Consider the following 25757-nt stretch of genomic DNA (forward strand, 5'->3'; position numbering starts at 1 on the left):
GCACACCATGGAGTCAGCACACTTCGTGAAAGGACTCCCATGCAGACCACCTCCTTGCAGACCATCGGGCACTGGATCAACGGCACCACCACCGCGGGCGACGGCGGCCGCTTTGCCGACGTCACCAATCCCGCCACCGGCAAGGTGACCTCCCGCGTCGCCCTGGCCAGCAAGGCCACCACCGAGGAAGGCATCGCCGCCGCTGCCGCCGCCTTCCCGGGCTGGCGGGACACCTCCCTGGCCCGCCGTGTCCAGATCCTCTTCGCGTTCCGTGAGCTGCTGAACGCCCGCAAGGGCGAGCTCGCCGCCATCATCACCGCCGAACATGGCAAGGTGCTGGACGACGCCCTCGGCGAGATCGCCCGCGGCCAGGAAGTGGTGGAGTTCGCCTGCGGCATCCCGCACCTGATCAAGGGCGGCTACACGGAGAACGCCTCCACCAAGGTGGACGTGCACTCCGTCCGCCAGCCGCTGGGCGTCGCTGCCATCATCTCGCCCTTCAACTTCCCGGCCATGGTGCCCATGTGGTTCTTCCCCGTGGCACTGGCCGCCGGCAACACGATCGTCCTCAAGCCCAGCGAGAAGGACCCCACCGCCGCCAACTGGCTGGCCGCCCTGTGGAAGGAAGCGGGCCTGCCGGACGGCGTCTTCAACGTGGTCCACGGCGACAAGGAATCCGTGGACACCATCCTGGACTCCCCGGAGGTTTCCAGCGTCTCGTTCGTGGGATCCACCCCCATCGCCAAGTACGTCTACGAGCGCGGCACCGCCAGCGGCAAGCGCGTCCAGGCCCTGGGCGGCGCCAAGAACCACATGCTCGTGCTGCCGGACGCGGACCTGGACCTGGCCGCCGACGCCGCCGTCAACGCGGGCTTCGGTGCCGCGGGTGAACGCTGCATGGCCATCTCCGCCTTGATCGCCGTCGACTCCATCGCGGACGAACTGGTGGCCAAGATCGCCGAACGCACCCACACCCTGCGCATCGGCGACGGCACCCGCGGCTGCGACATGGGCCCGCTCATCACCGCAGCCCACCGGGACAAGGTGGCCGGGTACATCGACGCCGGCATCGAATCCGGCGCCACTGTGGTGATCGACGGCCGCAAGCCCAACCCGGACGCGGAGGGCGAAGGCTTCTTCCTCAACCCCACCCTCTTCGACAACGTCACCCCGGAGATGAGCATCTACCAGGACGAGATCTTCGGCCCGGTCCTCTCCGTGGTGCGCGTGGACGGCTTCGACGAAGGCATGAAACTGATCAACTCCAACCCCTACGGCAACGGCACCGCCATCTTCACCAACGACGGCGGCGCGGCCCGCCGCTTCGAGAACGAGGTCACCGTGGGCATGGTGGGCATCAACGTGCCCATCCCCGTACCCATGGCCTACTACTCCTTCGGCGGCTGGAAGAACTCCCTCTTCGGGGACACCCACGCCTACGGCAGCGAGGGGGTGCACTTCTTCACCCGCGGCAAGGTGGTCACTTCCCGCTGGCTGGACCCCAGCCACGGCGGCCTGAACCTCGGCTTCCCCACCAACTCCTGAACCTAAGGATCGACGGCGGCCGCCGCCCGCCGTCGTCGTCCTCCCTCCCGCTTCACCAGACAGAAAAGGTGTCACCCATGAGCATCGAGACGCTCCCCGGCGTGGAAACCATCCCGCCCACCGCCGAAGAGATCGAAGCCGGCCGCCGGGCCCACGAACTGGACCGGGCCCACGTCTTCCACTCCTGGTCCGCCCAGGACACCCTCAACCCGATGACCATCCTCAAGGCCGCCGGCTCCGAGGTGTGGGACGGCGAGGGCCGGCGCTTCATCGACCTGTCCAGCCAGCTGGTCAACACCAACATCGGGCACCAGCACCCGCGCGTGGTCGCCGCGATCCATGCCCAGGCGGGCAAGCTCTGCACCATCGCGCCGCAGCACGTCAACGGCGCCCGTTCCGAGGCCGCCCGGCTCATTGCCGGCCTGGCGCCGGAAGGCCTGAACCACGTGTTCTTCACCAACGGCGGCGCGGACGCCAACGAGCACGCCATCCGCATGGCGCGCTTGCACACCGGCCGCCGCAAGGTGTTCTCCGCGTACCGCAGCTACCACGGCGGCACGGACCTGGCGATCAACGTCACCGGCGACCCGCGCCGCATTCCGAACGACGCGGGCGACGCCGGCGTGGTCCACTTCCTGCCCGCCTACCTGTACCGCTCTTACTTCGGCTCCACCACCGAGGCAGAGGAAACCGAACGCGCACTCAAGCACCTCGAGGACATGATCGTCCTGGAGGGTGCCGCGAACGTGGCCGCCGTGATCCTCGAATCCGTGCCCGGCACCGCCGGAATCTACGCCCCGCCCGCCGGCTACCTGCAAGGCGTGCGCGAACTGACCCGCAAGCACGGCATCATGTACATCGCGGACGAGGTCATGGCCGGATTCGGCCGCACCGGCGAATGGTTCGCCTTCGACCGCTGGGGCGTCACCCCGGACCTGGTGACCTTCGCCAAGGGCGTGAACTCCGGCTACGTTCCGCTGGGCGGCGTGGTCATGTCCGACGACATCTTCGACACCTTCCGCCAGCGCGTCTATCCGGGCGGCCTGACCTACTCCGGCCACCCGCTGGCCTGTGCCGCCGCCGTCGCCACCATTGAAACCATGCGCGAGGAACGGCTGGTGGAGAACGCCCGCCGCCTGGGCGAGGAAATCATCGGCCCGGCCCTGGAGGCTTTCAAGGAGAAGCACCCGAGCGTGGGGGACGTCCGTGGCTCCGGCGTCTTCTGGGCGATCGAACTGGTGAAGGATCGGGAAACCCGCGAGCCGCTGGCGGCCTACGGCGGGTCCAGCCCCGAAATGAACGCGGTGATCGCGGAGATCAAGGCCGGCGGGGTGCTGCCGTTCGCCAACTTCAACCGCATCCACGTGGCACCGCCGTTGAACATCCCGGACGAACTGCTCCGCGAGGCGCTCGCGGTGATCGACCGCGCGCTGGATGTGGCCGACGCGGCCGTGGCGGCCTAGCGGCCGCGCTTTACTTCCGGGGCCGCTTCCGGCGCTGGCGCCCTATCGCGGGGCCGCTTCGCCTGCGATAGGGTGCCGCCATGAATGAGAAAGCCACCCTGCACCGCTATCTGGCCGAGCGGCGGAAGGAACTGCTGGCAAAGCTGGACGGGCTCAACGAATACGACGTCCGGCGGCCCATGACGCCCACCGGAACCAACCTGCTGGGCCTGGTGAAGCACGTGGCCAGCGTGCAGCTTGACTACTTCGGCGAGGTGTTTGGCAGGCCCAGCGGCCGCGAGCTCCCGTGGCTGGCGGACGGTGCAGAGCCCGACGCCGACCTCTGGGTTCCAGCCGAAGAGAGCCTTGAGAGCGTGGTGGAGTTGCACCACTTCTCCGCCGCCCACAGCGACGCCACCATCGACGAGTTGCCGCTTGACGCACCCGGAGTGGTGCCGTGGTGGTCCGAGGAGAAACGGAACGTCACCTTGCACAGGATCCTGGTGCACATGCTCTCCGAAACGGCGCAGCACCTGGGGCATGCGGATATCCTGCGCGAACTGATCGACGGCTCGGCGGGCAAGGGCCCGGACGATCCCAACCTCAGCGGGCGCAGCACGGAGGAGTGGGCGCTGCACCGCGCGCGGATCGAGAATTCGGCGCGGGTGAGGGCAGCGGAGGAGAGCCCGGCGCGGCAGGACCCGGTGCGGGACCCCGGAAAGTAAGCATGCTGTCTACCCTCTGGTTTGCCTTGTGCTCTTGGGCTTTACTGAAACTGTCCATACAGCCCAAGAAGGAAGAGGGAAGTTTCGATGGACACAACCACAGTTCTTTGGATTGTCGTCGGGGCAGTCGCCCTGCTCGTTGTCGTGGGATTGGTGGTCTTCCTCGCCCGCAAACGCAGGGAAGAACACCAACGCGCCCAGCGACTCGAAGACCAAAGGCGCGCTGCCGAAATGCGGAAGCAGGCCGAAGAAGCCGATCTGAGTGCCCGCGAATCGGAAGTCCAGGCAGCCAAGGCCAAAGCAGAAGCCGAGCAAGCCATGGTTGACGCCGAACGGCTCCGCAAGGAGGCCGAACAGCAACAGGCCGATGCCAGCAAGCTCCACCGGGAGTCCGCGGACCAGATGCAGCACGCCGATGCCGTTGATCCGGAGGTCGACACCGATGCGACAGCTGCCGACCGGCCGGGCGCAGAGAACCGCGCGACGGCCGAAAACCCCGGGCAGGAGGATGCCCGCCGGCCGGATGACCCGCACCGGCAGAGCGGTACTTAGGGACCATCCGGCGCCTAAACCACTTCGGACATGTCGCCCGTGGCCGGTGTCCCCTCCAGGAGCTCGTACCGCTGCATCACGGCGCCGTTCGGCGAGGCGACCACCGGCTCAATGAGCTTCAGGTTCGTCGGTACCGCGCCGCCGTCGAACACTTTCTTTCCCTCCCCAAGCAGGATCGGGTACACCCACAGGTTCAGCCGGTCGAAGAGTTTCTCCGTGAGGAGCGTCTGCACGAAGTCGAGGCTGCCGATCACGTGGACGTTGTTGTGCCGTTCGCGCAGCTCCCGTACGGCGGCCGGCACGTCGGCGCCGAGCAGCGAGGAGCCGGCCCATTCCAGCTCCAGGTCCTGGCGCGAGGCGACGTACTTCGGGATGCGGTTGAACAAGTCCGCGATGAAGCCGTCCTGCTTTGGCCAGTAGTTGGCGAAGATGTCGTAGGTTTTGCGTCCCAGCAGCAGCGCGTCCATGCCTTCCATGCCGCCGGCGATCTGCCCGCCGACCACATCGTCGATGAGCGGCGCCTGCCAGCCGCCGAACGCGAAGCCGTTGTCCGTGTCCTCCTCCGGTCCGCCCGGAGCCTGCGCCACGCCGTCCAGCGTGGTGAACAAGTCGATGTGGATGAGTCCCATGCCGTGCTCCTTCGCAAGAGTTTGCGGTGGTTCCGCCGGTCCGGCGGGACCACTTCGAGGCTGGCACAGAAGCGCCTCCGAAACAACGGTGGAACGGTGGGTAGAGTGATCCCGCCACCCGAACCACGGGACACCGACCACCCCGGGAGAACAACGTGCCCACAGGCAATCCTCCAAAGCTGCAGTTGCCCTTCGACCTTGGAACCCTGGCCCCGATCCGCACGGGGCGGCTCCTGATCGATCCGCTCAGGGACAGCGACGCCGAGGACGTCTTCGCGTACCAGCAGCGGCCCGACGTCGTCGCGTACCTTCCCTGGCCCGTCCGGGACCGCGCGGCGAGCCTGGCGCACACGCAGCTCCGCGCGGGGCAACGCGTCCTGGCCAACGACGGCGGCGCCGTGGCGCTCGCTGTCCGCCTGCCCGGCGAGCCGAGCCTGTCCGGTGCGGGGGACCGGGTGATCGGCGACCTCACGATCATCCTGAACAAGGCCGCCAACGCCCACGTTTCGGTCGGCTGGGTCATCCACCCCGATTTCCAGGGCCGCGCCTTCGCCCGGGAAGCGGCCACGGCGTTGCTGGAGCTGTGCTTCGGGATCGGGGCGCACCGCATCACCGCCAGCGTGGACACGGACAACTCCCGCTCCATGGCGCTTTGCGAACGCCTCGGCATGGAGCTTGAAGCCACGCACCGCGAGGACCGCTACGAAGACGGCCGCTGGTGCGACACCCACATCTACGCCATCCGCCGCCGGGGCTGAGTGCTCACCCCAGCTTCTTCACTGGACCAATTTCTTCACGAACGCGAGGTGCTTGATCTCCTCGGGGTCGGCGTCGAGGTCGAACTGCGGCGCGTACCCGGTGGCGAGGTAGAGGTTTTTCGCCTCGGGCTGGCGCGGGCCGGTGGTCAGGTAGATCCGGCGGTAGCCGCGGCGGACGGCCTCGGCCTCCAACTCGGCCAGGACCAGCCGGGCCAGTCCGCGGCGACGGTGCGCCGAATGCGTCCAGATCCGCTTGAGCTCCGCGGTGTGTGAGTCGTAGCGGCGGAACGCCCCGCCGGCCACCGATTCGCCGTCCTCCTGCAGGATCAGCAGGGCGCCGTGCGGCGGGGCGAACTCTTCGGCCGGGTAGCGCCGCAGCTCGTCCTGGACGTTGCCGAACAGGTCCCCGTACCGCGTGGAGTATTCGATGGCGAGTTCGTCCAGGAGCGGTTTGACCCGGGGATCGTGCATGGGCAGGTTGAGGACCTTGATGCCCGACGTCGGCCGGGTGGGCGTGGCGGTCATGGTTACCTTTCGTGCGGGCTTGGGCTAGCTGGCGGGAACGGGGACTCGGGCGGCGAGTTCGGCGAGGATGCGGCGCGCCAAGGCATCATTCTCCCGGAACGGGGCGGCGTTCGTGTTGGGCCGGGCGAAGGCGCCGGCACCCCACCCCGAGGTCCACGGGCCCACCGCGAACAGGCCGGGCTGCGGGCCGCCGTCGGGCGCCAATACCTCAAAGGAAGCGGAGACGAGCAGCTTCCCCGTGGAGTGCGGGCCGTCCGCGGTGAGCAGGCGCTGTTCGGTGCCGTGGCCGCTCGCGTGGAGCTCCGCCAGGGCCGGGTTCGCCGAACGCTCCACCGACGGCGACGGCAGCCGCGCCTCGATGTACGCCGCGGCATCCACCAGCACGGGCGACTGGAAGGACCCGGCCACGAAACGGCCGGTGGCCTCGTCCGGTCGCACCCAGGTGCCGGGGCCGAGGAAGTGCAGCAGCCCGGCGTCGTGCAGGGCCAGGATTTCGCGCAGGCGGTGCGGCGGCGGACCGGAATCCACGTAGCTGAAGAAGCCGTGCCACCAACCGTGCACCGCCTGCTGCGAGCGGGAGTTCAGCCGCTCCTGCGGAACCAGCCGGCCCAGCTCCATGTACACCTTGAGCAGCGCCATGAACAGGGCCAGGGTTTCGGAATGGTCCGGGCTGGTCCGCAGGGCGAGGTCCCGCCGGATGTAGTTGGCCACGGCCCGCTGCACCGCAGCATGGTCCGCGAAGGCGCAGCCGCTGAAGGGCTGGTCCAGGGCCTCGAGATCCAGCCGCAGCGCAGGGTCCGGGACGGTTTGGGCAACGAGTTCTTCGCGGCCCGGGCTGTACCAGTCCAGGAGTTCGAAGCGGGCCTCGAACTCCTCCCAGCTGCCCGTGACCCGCTCCGGGTAGGCGAAGAGTTCGCGGTAGTAGGCGTGGCCGGCGTCCTTCGCGATGAGCGGCCAGAGCTGCGTCCGGAAGTCCAGCTCATCGTGTTCCGCAAGCAGGGCGCCGACGTCGGCGGCCGTGAAGTAGCGCGGCGCCCCCGTCGCTTCGCCGCGGAAGGTGGAGGAAATCTTGGAGTGGTACGGCACCCCGCGCCGCGAACCCGCCCAGATCCGCGGTTCGGCGCCGGACGGCACATAGCGGAGTCCGCCGTCGGGCTGATCCTCGAAACGGCCGCCGCGGCCCTCGAACAGCAGCACCAGCAGGTCCACGAATGCCAGACCCATACCGGCAACAATCACGTCCTGGCCTGGGGCGATGGCTGAGTAGTCGACGTCGGTGGTGTAGGACGGCGCGGCATGGAAGGCGCCGTGCCGGGCCGCGAAGTCCGCCAGCCGCGCGGTCTCGGCGTCCGGCCGCGAATCGGTATGCCCCAACGAGTACACCACCAGCTCTGCCTCCAGCACCGCCCCGGAGGCGAGGTGCACGCGGTGGCGGGTTCCGCCGTCGGGATCCTTCTCAACGGGCTCGACGCCGGTGGCCGTGTCCCGGTGGACCGTCACCGTGGCGCCCGGCGCGCCGTCGGTGGTGCGGAGGGCCGCGACGGCCCGGCGGAAGAACCACTCCAGGTACTTGCCCTGCAATTGCCGGGTGGGGAAAGTGGCCGGTCCCAGAGCGCGGAGCTGCTCCAAGAGGTGCGGCTCCAGCGGAGGCACGTCGCGGATGGAGCCGTCCAGCACTCCGGCGGCCCAGCCCGTGAGGCCCGGGCCGTCCTCGGCGGGACCTTCGCAGTCCACGGAACCGTCGGTGAACATCGTGATGTCCGCAGCCATCGAGTTGAGCAGCAGCCCGGGGCCCTGGTCATAGCGCCAGATCCTCCCGGAGCCGGGCTCGTGCGGCTCCACCACATGGATGTCCAGCGGTCCGTCGAAGAGCGCCGGCCGGTTGGCCGCGAGCCGCTCCAGGACGCCCGCGGTGCGCGGACCGCCGCCGATGAAGACGATCGCGGGGGTATCTGCGGGCATGGAAACTCCTGAAAACGGACGGAAAAACGGGCCCGGTCGGGCTGGAATGACCCGAGCCTAGGGAGCAGCTGCGGGAGCCGTCGAGGGGCGGGTCACGGCCGTTCACCGCACGTCACGGTGCGTCAAAAGAGGGCCCCTGCGGCACGTCAAAGAGCGCAACAGAGCACGTCCGTATGGCGCTTTGTGACAGGCCGTGAAGCGGCGGGAAGTCCCGTGAAGAAGTGCAAAAAACCGCCTTGCAGGCGTTTCCGGGGCGCCCCTAGATTGGCAGCCATTCCCCAGCCAGACCAACCCGAAGCGAGGTGGCGCATGAGTTCTACAGCAACTCCGGTTTCTGTAGCGGGCGCAGCGGCGCAGTCCGCACCGTCAACAGGCAGGCCGGCGTCCGCCGGCGCTCTGGAAAATCAAGCACCGGAAAGCACTCCGGAAAGCACCGCAGAGACCCCGACGGCGGGACCTCCCGCCGTCGACTATTCCGGCTACAAGGTGGTCCCGGCCAAGCATCCGGGCCGCTGGGTGGGCACCGTACTGGTGGCGCTCGGCGTGGCCGCGGTGCTGTGGTCCCTGGCCACCAACCCGCGCTGGGAGTGGGGCGTGGTGGCGCAGTGGTTCACCGCGCAGTCGGTGGTGAACGGGCTGGTGGAAACCCTCAAGCTCACGGCGATTTCCGGAGCACTGGGCTTTGTTCTCGGCTTCGTGCTGGCGCTGATGCGGCTTTCGGCGTCGCCGCTGCTGGTGGGAGTGTCCTGGACGTTCTCCTGGATCTTCCGCTCCACCCCGCTGCTGGTCCAGCTCCTGCTTTGGTACAACCTGGGCTACCTGTACGAGAAGATCAGCCTCGGCATCCCGTTCACGGACGTCCGCTTCTTCGAGGTGCAGACCACCACGCTCATCAGCCAGTTCGCCGCCGCCGTGCTGGGCCTGACCCTGAACCAGGCCGCGTATTCGGCCGAGATCATCCGCGGCGGCATCCTGTCCGTGGACCAGGGCCAGCTGGAGGCCGCGGCCGCGCTGGGCATCCCGGCCTGGCGGCGCTCCACCCGGATCATCCTGCCGCAGGCTATGCGGGCCATCCTGCCCACGGCGTTCAACGAGATCATCGGCCTGGTGAAGGGCACCTCGATCGTCTACGTGCTGGCCTATTCGGAGCTGTTCTACACCGTGCAGGTCATCTACAACCGCACCCAGCAAGTGCTGCCGCTGCTGCTCGTGGCCACCCTTTGGTACGTAGTGATCACCTCGGTGCTGAGCGTCTTCCAGTACTACATCGAACGCCACTACTCAAAGGGCGCCGTCCGGAACCTGCCACTGACACCGCTGCAGAAGGTCCGCCGCTTCTTCGCCACCCACGCCGTCCTCGAGAGGAAGAGCCGATGAGCACGGGCCACGTTGAAATCACCGATGTCCGCAAGAGCTTCGGCACCACCGAAGTCCTGAAAGGCGTATCCCTCACCGTGCCGCCCGGCGGCGTGGCCGTGATCCTGGGCCCCTCCGGCTCCGGCAAGTCCACGCTGCTGCGCACCATCAACCATCTGGAAAAGGTGGACAGCGGCAACATCACCATCGACGGCGAACTGGTGGGCTACCAGCTCCGCGGCAACAAGCTGCACGAGCTGCGCGAAAAGGACATCCTCAAGCAGCGCACCCACATCGGCATGGTGTTCCAGAATTTCAACCTGTTCCCGCACCTCACCGCACTGGAAAACGTGGCGGAAGCACCCGTCGTCGCGCAGGGCAGGTCCAAGGAGGAAGCCCGGGCGCGGGCGCTGGAACTCCTGGACCGCGTGGGGCTCAAGGACCGTGCCGATGCCTACCCGCGGCAGCTCTCCGGCGGCCAGCAGCAACGCGTGGCCATCGCCCGGGCGCTTGCCCTGAACCCGAAGATCCTGCTGTTCGACGAGCCCACCTCCGCCCTGGACCCCGAACTGGTCAACGAAGTGCTGGACGTCATCCGCGAACTCGCCACCTCCGGCACCACCCTGATCATCGTCACGCACGAGATGGGCTTCGCCCGGGACGTCGCGGACACCGTGGTGTTCATGGACCAGGGCCAGATCGTGGAACAGGGCAGCCCGCAGGAGGTCTTCACCAGCCCGCGCGAACCCCGCACCCGCAGCTTCTTCTCCAAAGTCATCGAACCGGCTTTCAACATCTGAGGACCCGCCACATGCTTCGCATCAACCGCACCAAAACCAAACTCCTGGCGCTCGCCGTGCTGCCCGCCGTCGTCGTGCCTGTCCTGGCCGGCTGCTCGGATCCGGGCGCTTCCGCAAGCAGCGGCTCCGGCGCTTCATCGGGTGCTGCCCGCAACGGCGTCACCTACAACACCTCGCCCGAGCAGAACCGCATCCGTGCGGAGAAGGATCCGGCCGCGGCGGCCAAGGTGCCGCAGCTGATCGGCAAGGACGGCAAGCTCACGGTGGCCACGACTGCCGGCACCATCCCGTTGTCCTTCCACGCCACGGATGACAAGACGCCCGTGGGCAGCGAGCTGGACATCGCCCAACTGGTGGCGGACAAGCTGGGGCTTGAGCTCGACATCCAGGTGACCTCCTGGGAGAACTGGCCGCTGAAGACCCAGTCCGGGGATATCGAGGCCGTGTTCTCCAATGTGGGCATCAACAAGGACCGCGTGAAGCTGTTCGACTTCTCCAGCTACCGGGCGGCGTTCATGGGCTTCGAAGCCAAGAAGTCCTCGAACTACACCATCAAGGGCGCGGACGATATCTCCGGGCTGAAGGTCTCCGTGGGCTCGGGAACCAACCAGGAGAAGATCCTCTTGGCCTGGAACAAGGACCTGGAAGCGCGCGGCAAGGCGCCGGCCACCCTGCAGTACTACTCCTCCGAGGCGGACACCATCCTCGCCCTGTCCTCGGGGCGCATAGACCTGAACATCGGTCCCTACCCCTCCGCAACGTACCGGGAAAACACCCGCGACGACCTCAAGGTGGTGGGCAAGGTCAACGCCGGCTGGCCGTCCGAAACCTTGGTCGCAGCCACCACGTTGAAGGGCAACGGACTGGCCCCGGCCATCACCGACGCCCTGAACTCGGCCATCAAGGACGGCTCCTACGCCAAGGTGCTGGAGCGCTGGGGCCTGTCCGAGGAAGCCCTGCCGGAATCGAAGACCATCACCGAGGCAAACTTTGGGACTGGCACCAAATGAAGTTCCAGGTCCTGGACATCATCCCGCACCTGAAGAATCCGCTCACGGGACAGATCGTCTCGACGGCGGAGCGCCTCAACCAGGTGGTGGAAACCGCCCGCGCGGCCGAATCACTCGGGTACGACAGCTTCTCCGTAGGGGAGCGGCATGCCGGCGAGTTCATCTCCTCCTCCCCGACGACGGTCCTTGCCGCGATCGCGGCCGTCACCAGGCGCATCCGGCTGCAAAGCGGCGTCACCGTGCTCTCCGTGCTGGACCCTGTGCGGGTGGCCGAGGATTACGCCACGATCGACCAGCTCAGCCGGGGCCGGCTGGAACTGGTGATCGGCAAGGGCAACGAGGTGTTGCAGTACCCCTTGTTCGGGCTGTCCCTTGATGACCAATGGGAGCTGCTCGCCGAGAAGTACGGCCTGCTGCGGAGGCTGTGGCGCGAAGAAAACGTCACGTGGTCCGGGCGTTTCCGGCCCGCGCTGACGGAGGAAACCACCACCACGCCGCGTCCCTTCGCGGGAGCGCCCCGGATTTGGCACGGCTCGGCTACAACGCTGACCTCTGCCGCGCTGGCAGCGCAATGGGGCGATCCCCTGTTCACTGCCAACGCCATCCAGCCCCGGGAGAACTACAAGGTCCTCATCGACCACTACCGGGAAGAATACGAGCGTCACGGCCACGATCCACGGCACCAGTACCTCGGCTCAGGCAGCGGCGCGGGTGGAGTGTTCGTGGCCGACACCACGCAGGAGGCGAAGCGGCAGTTTGGCCCGGTCTACGAAGCGCTGACCGCAGGCCGGAACGTGCCCGGCAACAACTCGCCGTTCCGGGACATCGACCACGCCGTTGCCGAGGGACCCGCCCTGGTGGGCAGCCCCGAGCAGGTGATCGACAAGATCCTCAGCTACCACGAGCTCTACGGCCACGACCTGCAGTCCATCTCCTTGCCCACCACGCTGCCGTTCGCCCAGCAGCTGGACATCCTGGAACGCTTCGCCACCGACGTCATCCCGGCCGTGCGCGCCGCGGCACCCACCACCCTCTGGGAAGCCGCGGACCCGTACGGGCGGCGCCCGGCTTTCGCCGACGCCCTTGAACCCGACGCGGCGGCCGCCGTCGAACGAGACCACACCCTTCATAGGAGCAACCATGCCCTCGCCCACTGACACTTTGACCGCCGCCGCCACCAGCCCGGCGTTCGCCGCCGAATGGGCCGAATGGCACGCCGCGCACGAGCGGCACCGCGCGGACCCGCACGGCTTCCTGGCCGTCACCCACCTGCACTGGCTGGACGCTACCCCGCGGCAGCTCGACGGCGTCCCGGGAACCTGGAGCGCGGAGAACGACGTCGTCACCGTGGCTCTTGAGTCCGGCGAAAGCCTGCGCCGCGACGGCCGTGAGCTTGGTTCGGACGCCGGCACGACCCTCCGCTTCGGCCCCATCGCCGAACGCGCGGGCATCAACCTGCAAGCGGAGGACATCGTCGTGGAACTGGCCAAGCGCGGCGGCGAATACATCGTGCGCCCGCGGGATCCGCGGCACCCGCTGGTCAACGAATACCGCGGCACTCCGGCATACGAGCCGGACGCAGCCTTCGCCGTAAAGGGCCGCTTTGTTCCCTTCGCGGAACCGCGCACCACCACGGTGGGTGCCGCGGTCGAGGGTATCCAGCACGTGTACGAAGCGCCGGGTGAAATCCGCTTCAGCCTCGGCGGCCAGGAACTGTCCCTCACCGCGTTCAACGGCCACACGCCGGGCACGCTCTCGGTGCTGTTCACCGATGAGACCTCGGGGAAAACCACCTACGCTGCCAACCGTTCCCTTACCGTCGCCCCTGGGGAGGACGGGTCCGTGCTGCTCGACTTCAACCGCGCGGTCAACCTGCCCTGCGCCTACACGGACCTGGCCACCTGCCCGCTGCCGCCGGCCGAAAACCGGCTGCCCGTGGCCATCGAAGCAGGCGAAAAGATCCCCTACGAAAGGCAGGCACAGTGAGCCGCACCTCCACTCCCGGCTTCCTCGCCCTTGAGCTCGACGGCGACGGCGCCCACCCGGCTGCCGCTCGCCAGGCCCGGCGCGCGCCGGGCGGGCTGCTGAACGGCGCGCCCCTCTCCGGCGACCGCATCCGTGCGACCGTCCTGGCCGCCGAATCCGCCGGCTTCCACGTGGCCACCTTCAGGGACGGGCCACGGCCCGAAGGTGCCGACGGCCGCCTGAACGCCCTGCAGCGCGCGGCGTTTGCCGGGCCGATCACCACCTCCATTGCGCTGGTTCCGGAGGTCGACACCGTCTACACCGAGCCCTTCCACATCGCGACCCAGCTGGCCAGTCTCGACTATGTCTCGCAGGGCCGCGCCGGCTGGCTCGTCAAGGCGAGCGATTCCGCGGAGGAGGCTGCCGCCGTCGGGCGTTCCCATGCCTCCGGTGCGGCGCTGGCGCACGAAGCCGCCGCGTCCGTGGAGGTGGGCCGCCGGCTCTGGGATTCCTGGGAGGACGGCGCCGTGATCCGCGACGTCGCCACCGGGCGGTACCTGGACGTGGACAAGCTGCACTATGCCGATTTTGAAACCCCGCCGGACTTTCCGGGCGAGGCGTATTCGGTGAAGGGGCCGTCCATCATTCCGCGCCCCTTGCAGGGGCAGTTGCCCGTGTTGGCGCCGGCGTCATTGCTGTCCGTGGACGGGCCACTGCGTCCGGACGCCGTGGACGCCGTGCTGGTTTCGGCCCCGACACCGGAACTCCTGGCCGCGGAAGCCGCCGACATCCGGGCCGGATTTGGGGGCGGCCCGGATGGATCCGGCCCGGCGGTGATTGCCGAGCTCGACGTCGTCCTGGACGCGCGCGGTCAGTCCGCCGCCGCGCGGCTCGCCGAGCTCGACGCCCTGGAGCCGTGGCAGGGCCGGCGGGCGCGTTTCGTGGGGACCGCCGCGGAGCTGGCGGACTTCCTCGCGGAGCTGCTGGCCGCCGTCGACGGCGTGCGGCTGCACCCGGCGGTGCTGGACGTCGAGCTGGAGGAACTGGGGCAGTTGGTGCTGCCGGAACTGCGCCGCCGCGGCGCTCTGCGGCCGGCTGGTGCGGGGGCCGGTTTCCGCGGGCTGCTTGGCCTGGAACGGCCGGAGAACCGCTACATTTCAGCGTCTGTCAACGCAACGATTGGGGAGCCGGCATGAGCCAGGAAGATTCAATTCAGCACAACCGTGCTACATTCCGTCCGTCGGGCAGGATCCAGTTCGGCGTCTTCTTCCAGGGCGTGAATTCCGGGACCATCTGGAAGGCCCCGGAATCCGGCTCGCAGACCGATTTCGAGTCCTTCCGCAGGATCGCCCAGACCGCCGAACGCGGCCTGTTCGCGGCGTTCTTCCTGGGCGAGGGGCTGCGCCTGCGCGAGCACCTCGGACGGCCACATGCTTTGGATGTGGCGGGCCGCCCGGACGCACAGACCATGCTGGCGGCGCTGGCCTCGGTGACGCGGAACATCGGGCTGGTGGCCACGCAGAACACCACGTACAACGATCCCGCGGATCTGGCGCACCGGCTGGCCTCGCTGGACCTGCTCTCCGGCGGGCGTGCGGCGTGGAACGTGGTCACCACGGACAACGCCTGGACCGGCGCCAACTTCCGGCGCGGCGGCTACCTGGACCATGCGGACCGCTACGTGCACGCGGAGGCGTTCGTGCGTACGGCCAAGCGGATCTGGGATTCGTGGAACGGCGCGTCGGGGGAGGGGGCTGCGTGGGAGCGGGTGCTCCACGAAGGGCAGCACTACACCGTGGACGTGACTCCGCGCCTGCCGCGCAGCGCCCAGTACCGGCCCGTGCTGTTCCAGGCCGGCGATTCCCCGGAAGGCCGTGACTTCGCGGCCCGCCAGGCGGACGTCATCTTCTCGGCCCATCCGAAGTTCGAGGCCGCGGTGACGTTCCGCGAGGACATCGTGGCCCGGACCGTGGCGGCCGGCCGCGGCGCCAACGAGGTGCAGATCTTCCCCGCCAGCGAGTTCATCCTCTCCGCCACGGATGAGGAAGCGCGCGAGAAGAAGGAGTGGGTGCGGAGCCTGCAGATCGGGCCGCAGCAGGCCATCGCGTACCTGGAGCAGTTCTGGGGCCGCGAGCTGTCCTCCTACGATCCGGACGGACCCCTGCCGGAGATCGATCCAGTGGTGGAGGAGACGTCGGAGACACGGGGTAGCGGCTTCCATGGTGCCAAGGCCCGTGAGCTCGCCGATCAGTGGCGTGCCGAGGCCGCGGAGAAGGGCTGGTCCATCCGGCAGTTCGTGAGTTCCCGGACCGCACGGATCGACTCCACGTTCACCGGGTCCTACAGTTCGGTGGCTGACACCCTGGCCGAATACGCCCGCGTTGGCGCCGTGGATGGCTTCAACATCTCGCCGTGGATCATCCCGAGCGGCCTGGACGACATCGTGAACCACCTGGTCCCCGAGTTGCAGGAACGCGGCGTGTATCCCACGGAATACGCCGGATCCACGCTCCGCGAGAACCTTGGGCTGGCGGTGCCGGTCCTCGAGGCGGGGCTGGTTCCGGCCGGGGGCGTTCGGTGAGCCGCGCCTGGGTGCGCCGCGCTGCGGTGAGCCGCGCGCCCAAGGAGGAGTCCGACGTCGGCGATTCCGTTTGGAGCGAGGAGGCGGTGAGGCTGCAGCTGACTGTGTGGGAGCAGTGGCTGTAGGGCGCGCATAGCGATAGCGAAGGCGCGGGTCGAAGGCGGCCCGCGCCTTCGCCGTGCTGAGTCAGATTCCCGGCCAGAGTGACAGCCGGTGCCTCCGGAATTCTTCTACGGCGGAGAGGCTGTCCGTTTCCTTGTTGCCGTCCAAGCCCGGAACCAATGCGGCCCTTGTGGGGTCGGCCGGTTCCTCAAGTTCGTTGGCTTCGTCGGTGAAATCCACGTAGACGGTTTCCTTCAGCTTTCTATCCCTTCTCTTCGCTGGCGTTTGAGCATGGAAAAACCAGAAAGTGATCGTGCCGTAACGGCCGCAATATGGCCTTCGCGCATTGGTGCGGAATGAGCCCGGATCGTGTCGCGAATGTCCACGCATTCTTTTGAAGGCCCGGGGCCGAGGCGGATCGGCGTCCAGGCCCGTGCGATCCGGAAACGGCCATTTACAACTTGTGGCGTCAAAGCCCTCATCGTGACGCCCTCCTTCGAATAAATCTTTTCGAGTGATTAATTCTGTTTTCCTGCGTCACTTTTCTGTCCGCGCGGCCACCTTGATGGGCGACATGGTCATGGCCAGCGGACAGGAGGCAGTCGCGTGTGTGCCCATCTTTTGCGCCCGGAGGTATCGGGCGCGGTTTCTGTGCAGCGTCCGGGCGGCGCGGAAGTTACGGTCCTTATCCCGGCCCATAATGAGGCGGCAGGGATCGGCGAGACGATTTTTTCCTTGCAGTGCCAGTCACTGTTGCCGCGTCGGATCATTGTTGTCGCGGACAATTGCGATGACGGTACCGAGGACATAGCCCGCCGGTACGGGGTGGAAGTCCTCGTCACGGCAAACAATGCGGACAAGAAGGCCGGCGCGCTGAATTTCGCATTGGAAAGAATCCTTCCGGAGCTTGCCCCGGAGGACGTGGTCCTGGTTCAGGATGCCGATTCCCAGCTGGACCGGGATTTCCTTGAGCGCGCGGCCGGGTACTTGGCCGCGGACCGGCGCCTGGGCGCGGTGGGCGGTGTGTTCCGCGGTGGTTCCGGAGGCGGCCTTGTCGGGCATCTCCAACGTAACGAGTATGCCCGCTATGCCCGTGATATCCAGCGCTTGAACGGCAAGTGCCTGGTGGTGACCGGGACCGCTGCACTGTTCAGGGTGAGGACGCTGCGTGAGGTGTCCGAGGCAAGGCTTGCCGGGATCTTGCCGCCGGGCAACGGCCGCGGAGGGGTGTATGACACCTCGGTCCTGACAGAAGACAACGAGCTGTCGTTTGCCTTGTTGAGCCTGCGGTACCGGATCCTTTCCCCCGTTGACTGCGGCCTGGTCACCGAGGTCATGCCGTCCTGGCGCGAACTGTGGTCCCAGCGGCTGCGGTGGAAACGCGGCGCGGTGGAGAACTGTTTTCAATACGGCTGGAGCGATGTCACCAGGCCCTATTGGGGCAGGCAGCTTCTTTCGTTGCTCGGCGTGGTGGTGACCTTTGCCTATCTGGGGACGGTGGCGTTTGCACTGGCCACGGGTGCCGGACTTCGGATCCATCCGTTCTGGCTCGCCGTGACCGGTGTCTTCGTGATCGAACGTGCCGTGACGGTGCGGCTGCGGGGCTGGAGGTACATGGTGGCCGCGGCCACCATGTACGAACTGCTTTTCGATGTGTTCCTGCAGCTGGTATTCGCGAAGGCCTATCTCGATGCAGCCCTTCACAAAAAGAAAGTCTGGTAACAAAACATGTACGACAACATTGCAGCTCCCGCAGCCGCCGGCGTCGGATCGGGAACCCTGGCCATGACCGGGGCAGGGGACCTCTTCTGGGTTGGCCTGGCGGCTTTTGCCCTGATGGCCATGGGTATGGCCGTCAAGCGGATCCTGCCCGCGCGCCGATAACTGTCGATAAAAGTCCGTTCCTTGCCGTCACGATCCTGCGAATGACGCTACTTATCGGCAGCCCGATGCTCCGATACTCCAGCCGGACTAGTGCGAGTAGTCCCTGCCGGAAACGGAGAAGACGACGCCCGGGCTGGTCACTGTCAAACCCCCGGCGGCAGTGGCCGGGCCTGCCGATGAGAACCGGCGGGCCGGGCGGCCGGCCGCACCACCCCCGAGGTGCGGCCGGCCGTCCGTACCTCGCGGTGGTGCTCAGGGGAACGCGCCGCTCAGGGGAAGCTGTGCCGGAACGGCACGTGATCCTGGCCGCCACCGGTGAAGAGGGAGTACAGGGTGGCGTGCTCGCCGGTTTCAAGGCCGGAAATGCCCAGGGTGAAGGCCATCTCAGGAGCCGGGATGGTGCTGGAGGTACAGCTGATTCGTCTCCCGTCCGGGTCCTCGGTACAGGCCCAGTTCTCCGGTGCCTGTACTTTTCCGGGGATGAAGTGGACCTCGGAGGAGAGCTCGAAGGAGACCGTCACGCTCTGTGGGTTGTAGCCATCCCGCAGGCGGAAGACCGGGCGCAACTCCTTTTGGGACGCCACAGGATCATCAATCATCGTGAAGTCCGCCCTTACCAAGGCCTCTGCCGGCGGGGTGACGGGCGGACTGGTGGTTTCAGGGGTCGGGCTTGTTGACGGGATTGGAGTGCTTTCCGGGCTGTGGCTCGGCGTCGTTGGACGCGGCAGGACAGGCGCCGCCGTCTGCGGGTTGCGGGGGCTCTGCTCCTGCGGCGTTGGCAGCGGATCCGGGACCGTAATCGGGGGCAGCGGGATCTGCGGGGCGGGGTCGACCGGGGCTGGAGTGCCTGTCGGTGAGGGGCGGTTCGGGGGGCTCCCTGGCGGCTGGGTCTGGAAGAGTGATTCCGGAAGTGGTGCCGTGACCGTTGGAGCGGACGACGGCGGCACCCCGCCTGCGGTGGAAAGAAGAGTCGTGGCTGTCAGGGCTGCGCTGCCCAGGACGAGTGCCGCGGCGGCGGCCTTTATGGACATCGGCACTGCCCAGGGGAGCACGCTGCTTGCGGTGGCTGGCGCCGAAGCAAGCGGAATGACTCCCGAGCGTTGCGCGGTATCCACGGCCAGGCCCGTGAGCAGAGGGAGGATCGCTGCCCGCATGCTGCTTTGAATGTCGCTGAGGTCGGCAAGGAGGGCGGTGCATTTCGCACAGCCGGCCAGGTGCGCTTCGAGTTTCACGGCGGCCGAGCGGCTGAGTTTGTTTCGGGCGTATTTGCCCAGTTGTTTCGCGTACCCGGCGCAAGGGTCGGTGTCAGAGACCGTGATGTGGTGCTGGAGGTACGCCTGGCGAAGGCCTTCACGGGCTCGCAGCAGCAGCGATGAGGCGCCGTTGGCGCTGCTCCCGATCAGGGCGGCCACCGCTGCGGGCTTCATCTGTTCAACGTCCATGTACCAGAGCACTGCCTGCCAGCGTTCGGGCAGGGTTTTGAATGCTTTGGCCATGGTGGTGGATTCAAAGGCGCTGACCACCGGGTCTGTTTGGTCGATCGCGGCGTCGAGGTCGCCGTCGTGTCCGGGTATGGTGCAGGCCGCTTGCCTGTTGCGCAGGTGCGCCATCCGCCGCACCACTGTCAGCAGGTAGGCGCGGAAGAATTCGTCTGGCCCTTTGCCCTCCTTCAGGGAGCTGAAGACGGCGGCGAAGGCCTCGGCCACAACGTCGTCTGCGTCGCTGGCGTTGTCCGTCTGAGCCGTTGCCACTGCAAGGGCGATACCCCTGTGCCTGCGGTAGAGATCGTCAAAAGCGCCGACATTGCCTGCCCGCACCTCGGCGATCAGATGCGGGTCCCCCACGGTCGGGCTGAGTTCTGATTGGTGTGCCCCCATACCGATACGTGCACGCTTGCACAGGATCGTGTCGCAATAATGTGGTGAATTTTTCCATTCTTTGGAGGGGCGTCTCTTTGGACGAGCCACTGATCAGCGCGGCGGCGCCACCATGAACACGTCCACGGGGTCTTCGCTTTCCAGCACGAAGCCGTGGCGTTCGTAGAGCCGGCGGGCGGCGCTGCCTTGCAGCACGTTGAGGCGGAACGGGCGATCCTTTTGCGCCCCGTCCTGCGGCGCGGACATGACGTGCCTGAGTGCGGCCGCGCCGATTCCCCTGCCTTGGAATTCAGGGGCGAGGTAGAAGTGCTCGATCCAGACGGCGTCCGGTTCCGGACGCGCGGCGATGAGTCCGGCGTCGCGTCCATCCACCACGATCACCAAGCTGTGTTCGGGCCGGAAGCCGTTGAGGAAACGCTCCCGGACCCGCACGGGGTCCCAGCGGCCAAGCCGTTCGAGGTCCGGCCGCATGACGACGGCGCGCAGCTCGGCGATCCAGCCGGCGTCGTCGTGGCGTGCGGGGCGGAAGCTTGGCACGCTACAGCACCCGCACCGGATTGCCCTGCGCCCAGGCGCGGACGTCCTCGAAGGCCTCGCCGTAGTAGCGGGTGTAGCTTTCGGCGGTGACGTAGCCGAGGTGCGGGGTCAGCACGGTGCGCGGCGCGTCGAGGAGGGGATGGTCCGCGGGGAGGGGCTCGACGTCGTACACGTCCAGCGCCGCGCCGCCCAGCCAGCCTTCGTTCAGCCCGCGCAGCAGCGCGTCCCCGTCCACGAGCGGTCCGCGGGCCGTGTTCACAAGGAGGCCGTTCGGGCCGAGCAGCCGGAGTTCCTCCTCTCCGACCACCCCGCGTGAGCGGTCGGAGAGCCGCACGTGGACGCTTACGACGTCGGCCTCCCGGAAGAGGGCGTCCTTGCTCACCTTGCGGACGCCCGCCGCAGCTGCGGTTTCCTCGCGCAGGTTGGGGCTCCAAGCGATGACGTCCATGCCGAAGGCCTGCGCGTAGCCGGCCACTTTGCTGCCGATTTTGCCGAGGCCGAGGATGCCGAGGGTCTTGCCGGCGAGTTCGAAGCCGACGGTGCTTTGCAGGCGGCCGGCGCGCATGGCGTTGCCTTCGAACTGCAGGTTCCGCGCGGCGGCCAGGAGCAGTGCCCAGGTCAATTCCGGTGCTGCGGTGGCGGAGCCGCCGGTGCCGCAGACGGTGATTCCTTGCTCCTTGGCGGCGTCGATGTCGATGGACGGGTTGGCCATTCCCGTGGTGACCAGCAGTTTCAGCTTCGGCAGCTGGTGAATGGTGGAGGCCGGGAACGGTGTGCGCTCTCGCATGGCGACGATGGCGCTGAACTCGCGCAGCGCCTGGACCAGGTCCTCTTCGTCCGCGAAGGGCTCGCTGAAGACGGTGACGTCGATACCGTCCGCGGCGAGCTGGTCCCACGACGCGTAGTCGTAGGCGACACCCTGGTAGTCATCGAGGATTGCGAGGCGCTGGCGCATGGGGCTCCTTCTGCTTGGGGCGTTGGAGTCCACGATAGTGCGGGGTTGGGTTGGAGGCTCAACACGTGTGTGGGTCCAATGGCCTGCGGGGACAGAGCGTGATCCGCGGCGACGGGCATCAAAGACCACGGCACCTGCGGTTTGGTTTCGAGCAATGACGCCATAGCCGCGCGGCCGCGCTGTTCAGGTGCCCGCGGGCTACATCCCCTCCTTGGTGTTATTGGTGCCACACCGGGTTGTATTATCTGGTCGAGCCCCATAAGGTTGGGAACAACATATCCCCCACGCCTCGGGCCTTCACAGGTACTGCGCAAATTGGGGGATCTTTCATTCCCCGGACATTGTGAGGGGAGCCGCATGCGCTATGAAAAGCCTGCGTTGAGCCTGGCCCAGCAACTAGAGCAGTTGCGATCGCGCGGCCTGCGTATAGACGATGACGAAAAGGCCCTGCGGTATCTGGCCCGGATCGGCTACTACCGCCTGTCGCCCTACATGATTCCGCACCAGCTCCCGGGAGGAACCCATCGCTTTCGCAGCGGCGCCGACTTTGACGGCGTTCTGCGACTTTACATCTTCGACCGACGATTGCGGTTGTTGGTTATGGACGCCCTTGAACGTTTCGAAGTTGCCCTGCGGGCCACCCTGTCAAACCACATGTCCCTGAAGAGCGCAGACCCCTTTTGGTATCTGGACTCGTCGCATTTTCAACGCCAAGGCGATCATGACCGCCTCCTGCAGGATCTGACGAAAGCCAGAGACGATGAGCAGCACCGTTTGGATCAAGACCTCAGACGGCTGCAGGTGCGACCGCCTAAGAATCTCGAACGGGCAACCGAGGACGCAAGAAAGCAGTCATTCTTGCGGCACTACCTTTCGGCGTACGATGAGCCGTCCCTGCCCCCGTCATGGATGATGATCGAAATGCTGTCCTTCGGTGATCTCATGTACTTGTATAGGAACCTCGCTGACCGCGAAGATCGGAAAGAAGTCGCCCGAGAGCTCGGAATCACGGACGAGCTCCTAAGCTCCTGGCTCGGCACCTTCCAATACACACGCAACCTCTGCGCGCACCATGGCCGGGTGTGGAACCGGCAATTCGGCGTGGCACCGAGGATCCCGCGCTCGCCGGGAGTTGCGTGGTTGGCGGATACTGAAACCTTCCGCGGCAAAGGAAGCTACCGCCGGTCGCGCGTATTCCCCGTAATTGTCGCGCTCCAAACCGTGTTGGGCGCGATCAGCCCCGGTTCTCAGTGGGCCAATCGCTTGAACGACCTTCTTGGAGAATTCAGCGCTGTCCCTTTGAACCCCATGGGCTTCCCAAAGGAATGGCGTGCAGATGAATTTTGGCAGCCCTACTTTCAATAGGAACCCTGCCTGTGAGGATGAGCTGCCGGCCTGGGATGACTCCCCGAATAGCTGCCCTCAAGTTGTTGAACGTGAGAACCCATATCCTAGGTATTCGGTAGAAAAGGATGGATGAATGGTCACCCGTGTGGAAACCGAGGCGTTCATTCGCTTCCAGTTGGATCAGCTCGGCGCGCAAAATCGACACCACGAGTTCGAGAACATTTGCTTCCGCATTGCTCAACGTAGGATCAGCAGTAACGTGCTCCCGGCCACTGGACCAGTGAGCAGCGGTGGGGACCAAGGGCGGGATGGAGAAACATTCTTCTCCGCTCTTCCCGAAGAGCTTCCCAGAGCAGGTGGATTCGTCGGCCGGGCCACGAAAGAACCTCTCGTCCTTGCCTGCACGATTCAGCGCACTGACCTGAACACTAAGATCAAAGGTGATCTTGAAAAGATCACATCCCAAGGCCAGCCCGTCGCCAGGGTCGCCTACTTTATGGCACAGAACCTGCCCGTGAGCATCCGGCACGACCTTCAACAGTATGCGCGCCAACAGCATGGCCTCGATCTTGAGATTTTTGATGCGATGGCAATAGCGACACTTCTGGCCGAGCCTGATCTGGTGTGGGTCGCCGAGAAGATGCTCGATTTGCCCTCGAACCTCGTGCCGACGAATGACCCGGACGTTCCCCAGTGGTACCAGGACCTGCTCCGCCGGGTCAGGACCTCCGACGGAGCCCTTACCACGGCTGGCGATTTTGCTGTTGTCAGGGCCGGGCTCCGCCACGCAGTACAAAGCCCCGAAGCACAGAACGACTTGGCTGAGTGGCTTCAATGCACGCGCTCTTTCATCAGTTCGGACCCGGAAAGCACCGTTTCCGAGGAGGTACAGATGAAAGCTCGATACGAAATCGTTGTTGCGACTCTACGCGGGATGGAAACCCTTGCGAACGTGGAAGTGTATATCGATGAGTTCATTGACTACGCGGCCGAGAGTTCCGCATCAAGTGACCTGACTGACGCCAGCGTCCTCATCTCATATTGGCAAGGCGCGTGGGCCCGTGGAATCTCCTCGACCACTTCAGACCACCTAATGACCCAACTTCGGCGAATTTTGGACCGTGTCGATGCGCTGATAGCGGAAACCGATCCTGATGTTTACCCCAACGCCACGGCGCATCTTCTTGCGGCTCGCGCGCATATCCTGTTCCACCCTGACGTCACCGGTATGGTGCGAAATCCAAATGCCCCTGCCATGATCGTGGGTACGGAGGACATGACCCTGCAGGAGATCCTTGGCAAAGCGGGATCGGCTGAAGCAGTGAACATCCGGCTGGATCCGCTGATGACCACACTTGGAGACCTTGCTGAGCTCCTGCCTATCGCACGCGCCTTTCCTGTACAGACCACCTGCGACCTTTTTGAGGCTTACAGCCCGGTTCTCGTAGCCCACGAACAATACGAGAAGGTCAGGAATGCGCTGGATAAAGCGATCTGCTCGGTTGAAGGCGACAACGCAGTCGCCGAGCGCTGCAGAAGCAGAGCCTTGACCTTTATCAAGTCCGAGAAGCCTCTCCTGGCTCTGCGGGAGTTTCACAAAGCTAAAATCAACTGGTTCCACGGCGACACAATGCGAGGTTCAGTTCTGGCCATGCTCACGATCGCAAGTGTGTATTCCGATCTGAAGCTCCCTCACGCCGCCAAGAAGTACGCCTTAAATGCCGCGTCCATCGCAGTTTCTTCTTCAGATTCAGACGTGATCGATTTGGTCGGCGACAGCCTTATTCAGGCGTTTCATCATTGCTACGCGGCAGGCGCGTGGTTGGACGCCACCGCTTTGAGCCAAGTGGCAATACAAGCACATGGTATATACGCAGAGGATGCCTTTGATCGTGAGCAACACCCGGATCTAGCCGGGATGGACTTTCACCAGAGTATGATCTGCATGACCGCTAGAAAGTTCAGGCCGGAGCTGGTTGGAATACTCACGGACATTCTGTCGCAAACGGACTACGACAAGATGATCTGGCAGTTAGTTGACCAGGTTGAGGGTTCCTTTGCATACGACGAGGCGAGTCTTGCGAGAGTTTCCGTGGAACAGCTTGGGGCTCGCCCGTTCAGCGATACCGGGCCGACGCGTTCATTGAGCTTCTCGGCGCTTGGCACACACTGGAACATAAGCTGCCCAAATGACAGAGCAACGGTACTTGCCGCTGAAAGGTTTGCAGCGGCTGCCCAGATTCTTCTGTGCGAACTTGCAACAGAGGATCCGGTTCTCCTGGATGAAAACGTCTCGGTAGAAGTCCGACTGGCAGGTTCCGAGTATGAGGAACGAGTGGAGTTCAAACCTGACAACCACCAGCTCAAGGCACTCGTGACCCTCCTGCCTTACACGGACCATGCAGATGCTGACGCGCTAGAACATGAAATCTTAGGTGCAGTAGGCGTGCTTCTCATACGCCTGAGCGCCCTGTCGCAAGAACAAATCATGGACATGCTCGATGACGCCTTCGCCAGAGGTTTCCTCAACCAAATCTCGTTCGGCCGGCCTTACGACGAAACATCCGGACTGCTCGACGATAGCCACTACAGCCAAGCGGCTATGGTCGGCAACCATATTATCGGTAGCGGGGATTGCGTTACTTCGACAAGCCGCGCTTTGGAACAACCATCATCGTACGGTCCTGGTTTCTCGGAGACCGAATGGCGGAAAATGATTGAAGAACGCTATGAGGTTTCTACTCTCGTGAGCTTCACCCTGGCCCGGATATTGCGCAACAAGACGTGCCACAGGATTCTTTCCGAACTTCGAGAAGAGGGCTGGCTGGACTGGCACCTGCTATTGGCCATATTTAATGTGGCGACAAACTATCGCATTCGGTGCGAGCTCGGCCGGGACAGTTCGTCCCCGGAGATGCTGCGAAAGGTCACTCCGGATTTTCTTCACAGACGCGAAACGTCCGACACTCCAAACATTCCCCTCCACCATTTCTCAAAGGAAGGCCTGCGTGATGCCTTTGACCTCGCAACCCTTAGCGTCGCCAAACGTCTAGGACTTCACATAGACCGTGACACTCCGAACATCAGTGGGGTACGGCGGCTGCTGGATCGAAGATACGGATTCATGGAGGACGTGCCCCACTCCGACCTCCTATCACCTCAGTAACGGTTCGACAACCGGGTTCGCTTCCTCTGTGGGCATTAG

23 protein-coding genes are annotated in these 25757 nt (G+C 65.6%); 16 read left to right on the forward strand and 7 right to left on the reverse strand.

The window, feature by feature from the left end:
• Nucleotides 1–54 precede the first annotated feature (54 nt).
• From BIU82_RS17100 to BIU82_RS17115, 4 genes are all read left to right on the forward strand, one after another.
• Entirely contained in the window at nt 55–1545 is a 1491-nt protein-coding gene (locus BIU82_RS17100) for a CoA-acylating methylmalonate-semialdehyde dehydrogenase (RefSeq protein ID WP_070350782.1), read from the forward strand.
• 77 nt (nt 1546–1622) lie between these two features.
• On the forward strand, nt 1623–3008 hold the full coding sequence (locus tag BIU82_RS17105) for an aspartate aminotransferase family protein (protein WP_070350662.1): 1386 nt from the start codon (nt 1623–1625) through the stop codon (nt 3006–3008).
• 80 nt (nt 3009–3088) lie between these two features.
• Nucleotides 3089–3712 carry a DinB family protein gene (locus BIU82_RS17110; protein ID WP_070350663.1) on the forward strand — a complete coding sequence of 208 codons (624 nt, stop codon included), beginning with the start codon at nt 3089–3091 and terminating at the stop codon, nt 3710–3712.
• 87 nt (nt 3713–3799) lie between these two features.
• Nucleotides 3800–4264 carry a hypothetical protein gene (locus BIU82_RS17115; protein ID WP_070350664.1) on the forward strand — a complete coding sequence of 155 codons (465 nt, stop codon included), beginning with the start codon at nt 3800–3802 and terminating at the stop codon, nt 4262–4264.
• A gap of 14 nt (nt 4265–4278) precedes the next feature.
• Here BIU82_RS17115 and BIU82_RS17120 read toward each other — a convergent pair whose 3' ends face one another.
• Nucleotides 4279–4893, reverse strand: a complete 615-nt coding sequence (locus BIU82_RS17120; RefSeq protein ID WP_070350665.1) for a dihydrofolate reductase family protein — start codon at nt 4891–4893, stop codon at nt 4279–4281.
• 155 nt (nt 4894–5048) lie between these two features.
• Between BIU82_RS17120 and BIU82_RS17125 the strand changes: the two genes are divergently transcribed.
• A complete protein-coding gene (locus BIU82_RS17125) occupies nt 5049–5651 on the forward strand; it encodes a GNAT family protein (RefSeq protein ID WP_083292405.1) in 603 nt (200 codons plus the stop codon).
• Between the two features lie 18 nt (nt 5652–5669).
• Here the strand turns inward: BIU82_RS17125 and BIU82_RS19765 are convergent, their stop codons facing one another.
• A complete protein-coding gene (locus BIU82_RS19765) occupies nt 5670–6176 on the reverse strand; it encodes a GNAT family N-acetyltransferase (RefSeq protein ID WP_070350666.1) in 507 nt (168 codons plus the stop codon).
• Between the two features lie 24 nt (nt 6177–6200).
• A complete protein-coding gene (locus tag BIU82_RS17135; RefSeq protein ID WP_070350667.1) occupies nt 6201–8138 on the reverse strand; it encodes an FAD/NAD(P)-binding domain-containing protein in 1938 nt (645 codons plus the stop codon).
• Nucleotides 8139–8447: 309 nt separating this feature from the next.
• Between BIU82_RS17135 and BIU82_RS17140 the strand changes: the two genes are divergently transcribed.
• Genes BIU82_RS17140 through BIU82_RS17170 form a run of 7 tightly spaced genes read left to right on the forward strand, consistent with a single transcriptional unit; the run spans nt 8448 to nt 15850 of the window.
• Nucleotides 8448–9515 (forward strand): ABC transporter permease subunit, encoded by a 1068-nt coding sequence (locus BIU82_RS17140; RefSeq protein ID WP_253182831.1) that lies wholly within the window; start codon nt 8448–8450, stop codon nt 9513–9515.
• A complete protein-coding gene (locus tag BIU82_RS17145; RefSeq protein ID WP_070350668.1) occupies nt 9512–10294 on the forward strand; it encodes an amino acid ABC transporter ATP-binding protein in 783 nt (260 codons plus the stop codon). Before BIU82_RS17140 ends, BIU82_RS17145 begins: the two co-directional genes overlap by 4 nt.
• 11 nt (nt 10295–10305) lie before the next feature.
• Nucleotides 10306–11304, forward strand: coding sequence for an ABC transporter substrate-binding protein (locus BIU82_RS17150; RefSeq protein ID WP_070350669.1), 999 nt, complete (start codon nt 10306–10308; stop codon nt 11302–11304).
• Nucleotides 11301–12461, forward strand: coding sequence for an LLM class flavin-dependent oxidoreductase (locus BIU82_RS17155; RefSeq protein ID WP_070350670.1), 1161 nt, complete (start codon nt 11301–11303; stop codon nt 12459–12461). Before BIU82_RS17150 ends, BIU82_RS17155 begins: the two co-directional genes overlap by 4 nt.
• Entirely contained in the window at nt 12445–13290 is an 846-nt protein-coding gene (locus BIU82_RS17160; RefSeq protein ID WP_070350671.1) for a DUF1684 domain-containing protein, read from the forward strand. Before BIU82_RS17155 ends, BIU82_RS17160 begins: the two co-directional genes overlap by 17 nt.
• On the forward strand, nt 13287–14465 hold the full coding sequence (locus BIU82_RS17165) for an LLM class flavin-dependent oxidoreductase (protein WP_070350672.1): 1179 nt from the start codon (nt 13287–13289) through the stop codon (nt 14463–14465). Before BIU82_RS17160 ends, BIU82_RS17165 begins: the two co-directional genes overlap by 4 nt.
• Nucleotides 14462–15850 (forward strand): NtaA/DmoA family FMN-dependent monooxygenase, encoded by a 1389-nt coding sequence (locus BIU82_RS17170; protein ID WP_070350673.1) that lies wholly within the window; start codon nt 14462–14464, stop codon nt 15848–15850. Before BIU82_RS17165 ends, BIU82_RS17170 begins: the two co-directional genes overlap by 4 nt.
• Before the next feature lie 186 nt (nt 15851–16036).
• Here BIU82_RS17170 and BIU82_RS19965 read toward each other — a convergent pair whose 3' ends face one another.
• Nucleotides 16037–16192: a hypothetical protein gene (locus BIU82_RS19965; protein ID WP_171906573.1), complete on the reverse strand. Its 156-nt coding sequence runs from the start codon at nt 16190–16192 to the stop codon at nt 16037–16039.
• Between the two features lie 411 nt (nt 16193–16603).
• On the opposite strand from BIU82_RS19965, the gene BIU82_RS17175 reads away from it, so the two are divergent.
• On the forward strand, nt 16604–17674 hold the full coding sequence (locus tag BIU82_RS17175; protein ID WP_290439156.1) for a glycosyltransferase family 2 protein: 1071 nt from the start codon (nt 16604–16606) through the stop codon (nt 17672–17674).
• A 6-nt stretch (nt 17675–17680) separates the two neighbouring features.
• Entirely contained in the window at nt 17681–17836 is a 156-nt protein-coding gene (locus tag BIU82_RS19970) for a hypothetical protein (RefSeq protein WP_171906574.1), read from the forward strand.
• A gap of 269 nt (nt 17837–18105) precedes the next feature.
• On the opposite strand, the gene BIU82_RS17180 is transcribed toward BIU82_RS19970, so the two are convergent.
• The 3 genes from BIU82_RS17180 to BIU82_RS17190 form a co-directional block, all read right to left on the reverse strand.
• Complete coding sequence (locus BIU82_RS17180; protein WP_070350675.1) at nt 18106–19713, reverse strand: sigma-70 family RNA polymerase sigma factor; 1608 nt, start codon at nt 19711–19713, stop codon at nt 18106–18108.
• 93 nt (nt 19714–19806) lie between these two features.
• A complete protein-coding gene (locus BIU82_RS17185) occupies nt 19807–20250 on the reverse strand; it encodes a GNAT family N-acetyltransferase (RefSeq protein WP_070350676.1) in 444 nt (147 codons plus the stop codon).
• A gap of 1 nt (nt 20251) precedes the next feature.
• Nucleotides 20252–21205 (reverse strand): D-2-hydroxyacid dehydrogenase family protein, encoded by a 954-nt coding sequence (locus BIU82_RS17190; RefSeq protein ID WP_070350677.1) that lies wholly within the window; start codon nt 21203–21205, stop codon nt 20252–20254.
• Nucleotides 21206–21562: 357 nt separating this feature from the next.
• Here BIU82_RS17190 and BIU82_RS17195 point away from each other — a divergent pair, with 357 nt between their 5' ends.
• Together BIU82_RS17195 and BIU82_RS17200 are read left to right on the forward strand one after the other, a co-directional pair.
• Nucleotides 21563–22570 (forward strand): Abi family protein, encoded by a 1008-nt coding sequence (locus tag BIU82_RS17195; RefSeq protein WP_070350678.1) that lies wholly within the window; start codon nt 21563–21565, stop codon nt 22568–22570.
• Nucleotides 22571–22685: 115 nt separating this feature from the next.
• On the forward strand, nt 22686–25718 hold the full coding sequence (locus tag BIU82_RS17200) for a hypothetical protein (protein ID WP_070350679.1): 3033 nt from the start codon (nt 22686–22688) through the stop codon (nt 25716–25718).
• The last annotated feature ends 39 nt before the right edge of the window (nt 25719–25757 follow it).

Source organism: Arthrobacter sp. SW1, from assembly GCF_001766675.1.
In the GTDB taxonomy this organism is placed as follows: domain Bacteria; phylum Actinomycetota; class Actinomycetes; order Actinomycetales; family Micrococcaceae; genus Arthrobacter.

What these genes read in the sequence shown, in the direction of transcription:
- BIU82_RS17105 (WP_070350662.1), top strand. Translation starts at nt 1,623, where the DNA reads ATGAGCATCGAGACGCTCCCCGGCGTGGAAACCATCCCGCCCACCGCC.
- BIU82_RS17110 (WP_070350663.1), top strand. Translation starts at nt 3,089, where the DNA reads ATGAATGAGAAAGCCACCCTGCACCGCTATCTGGCCGAGCGGCGGAAG.
- BIU82_RS17115 (WP_070350664.1), top strand. Translation starts at nt 3,800, where the DNA reads ATGGACACAACCACAGTTCTTTGGATTGTCGTCGGGGCAGTCGCCCTG.
- BIU82_RS17120 (WP_070350665.1), bottom strand. Translation starts at nt 4,893, where the DNA reads ATGGGACTCATCCACATCGACTTGTTCACCACGCTGGACGGCGTGGCG.
- BIU82_RS19765 (WP_070350666.1), bottom strand. Translation starts at nt 6,176, where the DNA reads ATGACCGCCACGCCCACCCGGCCGACGTCGGGCATCAAGGTCCTCAAC.
- BIU82_RS17135 (WP_070350667.1), bottom strand. Translation starts at nt 8,138, where the DNA reads ATGCCCGCAGATACCCCCGCGATCGTCTTCATCGGCGGCGGTCCGCGC.
- BIU82_RS17140 (WP_253182831.1), top strand. Translation starts at nt 8,448, where the DNA reads ATGAGTTCTACAGCAACTCCGGTTTCTGTAGCGGGCGCAGCGGCGCAG.
- BIU82_RS17145 (WP_070350668.1), top strand. Translation starts at nt 9,512, where the DNA reads ATGAGCACGGGCCACGTTGAAATCACCGATGTCCGCAAGAGCTTCGGC.
- BIU82_RS17150 (WP_070350669.1), top strand. Translation starts at nt 10,306, where the DNA reads ATGCTTCGCATCAACCGCACCAAAACCAAACTCCTGGCGCTCGCCGTG.
- BIU82_RS17155 (WP_070350670.1), top strand. Translation starts at nt 11,301, where the DNA reads ATGAAGTTCCAGGTCCTGGACATCATCCCGCACCTGAAGAATCCGCTC.
- BIU82_RS17160 (WP_070350671.1), top strand. Translation starts at nt 12,445, where the DNA reads ATGCCCTCGCCCACTGACACTTTGACCGCCGCCGCCACCAGCCCGGCG.
- BIU82_RS17170 (WP_070350673.1), top strand. Translation starts at nt 14,462, where the DNA reads ATGAGCCAGGAAGATTCAATTCAGCACAACCGTGCTACATTCCGTCCG.
- BIU82_RS19970 (WP_171906574.1), top strand. Translation starts at nt 17,681, where the DNA reads ATGTACGACAACATTGCAGCTCCCGCAGCCGCCGGCGTCGGATCGGGA.
- BIU82_RS17180 (WP_070350675.1), bottom strand. Translation starts at nt 19,713, where the DNA reads ATGGGGGCACACCAATCAGAACTCAGCCCGACCGTGGGGGACCCGCAT.
- BIU82_RS17190 (WP_070350677.1), bottom strand. Translation starts at nt 21,205, where the DNA reads ATGCGCCAGCGCCTCGCAATCCTCGATGACTACCAGGGTGTCGCCTAC.
- BIU82_RS17195 (WP_070350678.1), top strand. Translation starts at nt 21,563, where the DNA reads ATGCGCTATGAAAAGCCTGCGTTGAGCCTGGCCCAGCAACTAGAGCAG.
- BIU82_RS17200 (WP_070350679.1), top strand. Translation starts at nt 22,686, where the DNA reads ATGGTCACCCGTGTGGAAACCGAGGCGTTCATTCGCTTCCAGTTGGAT.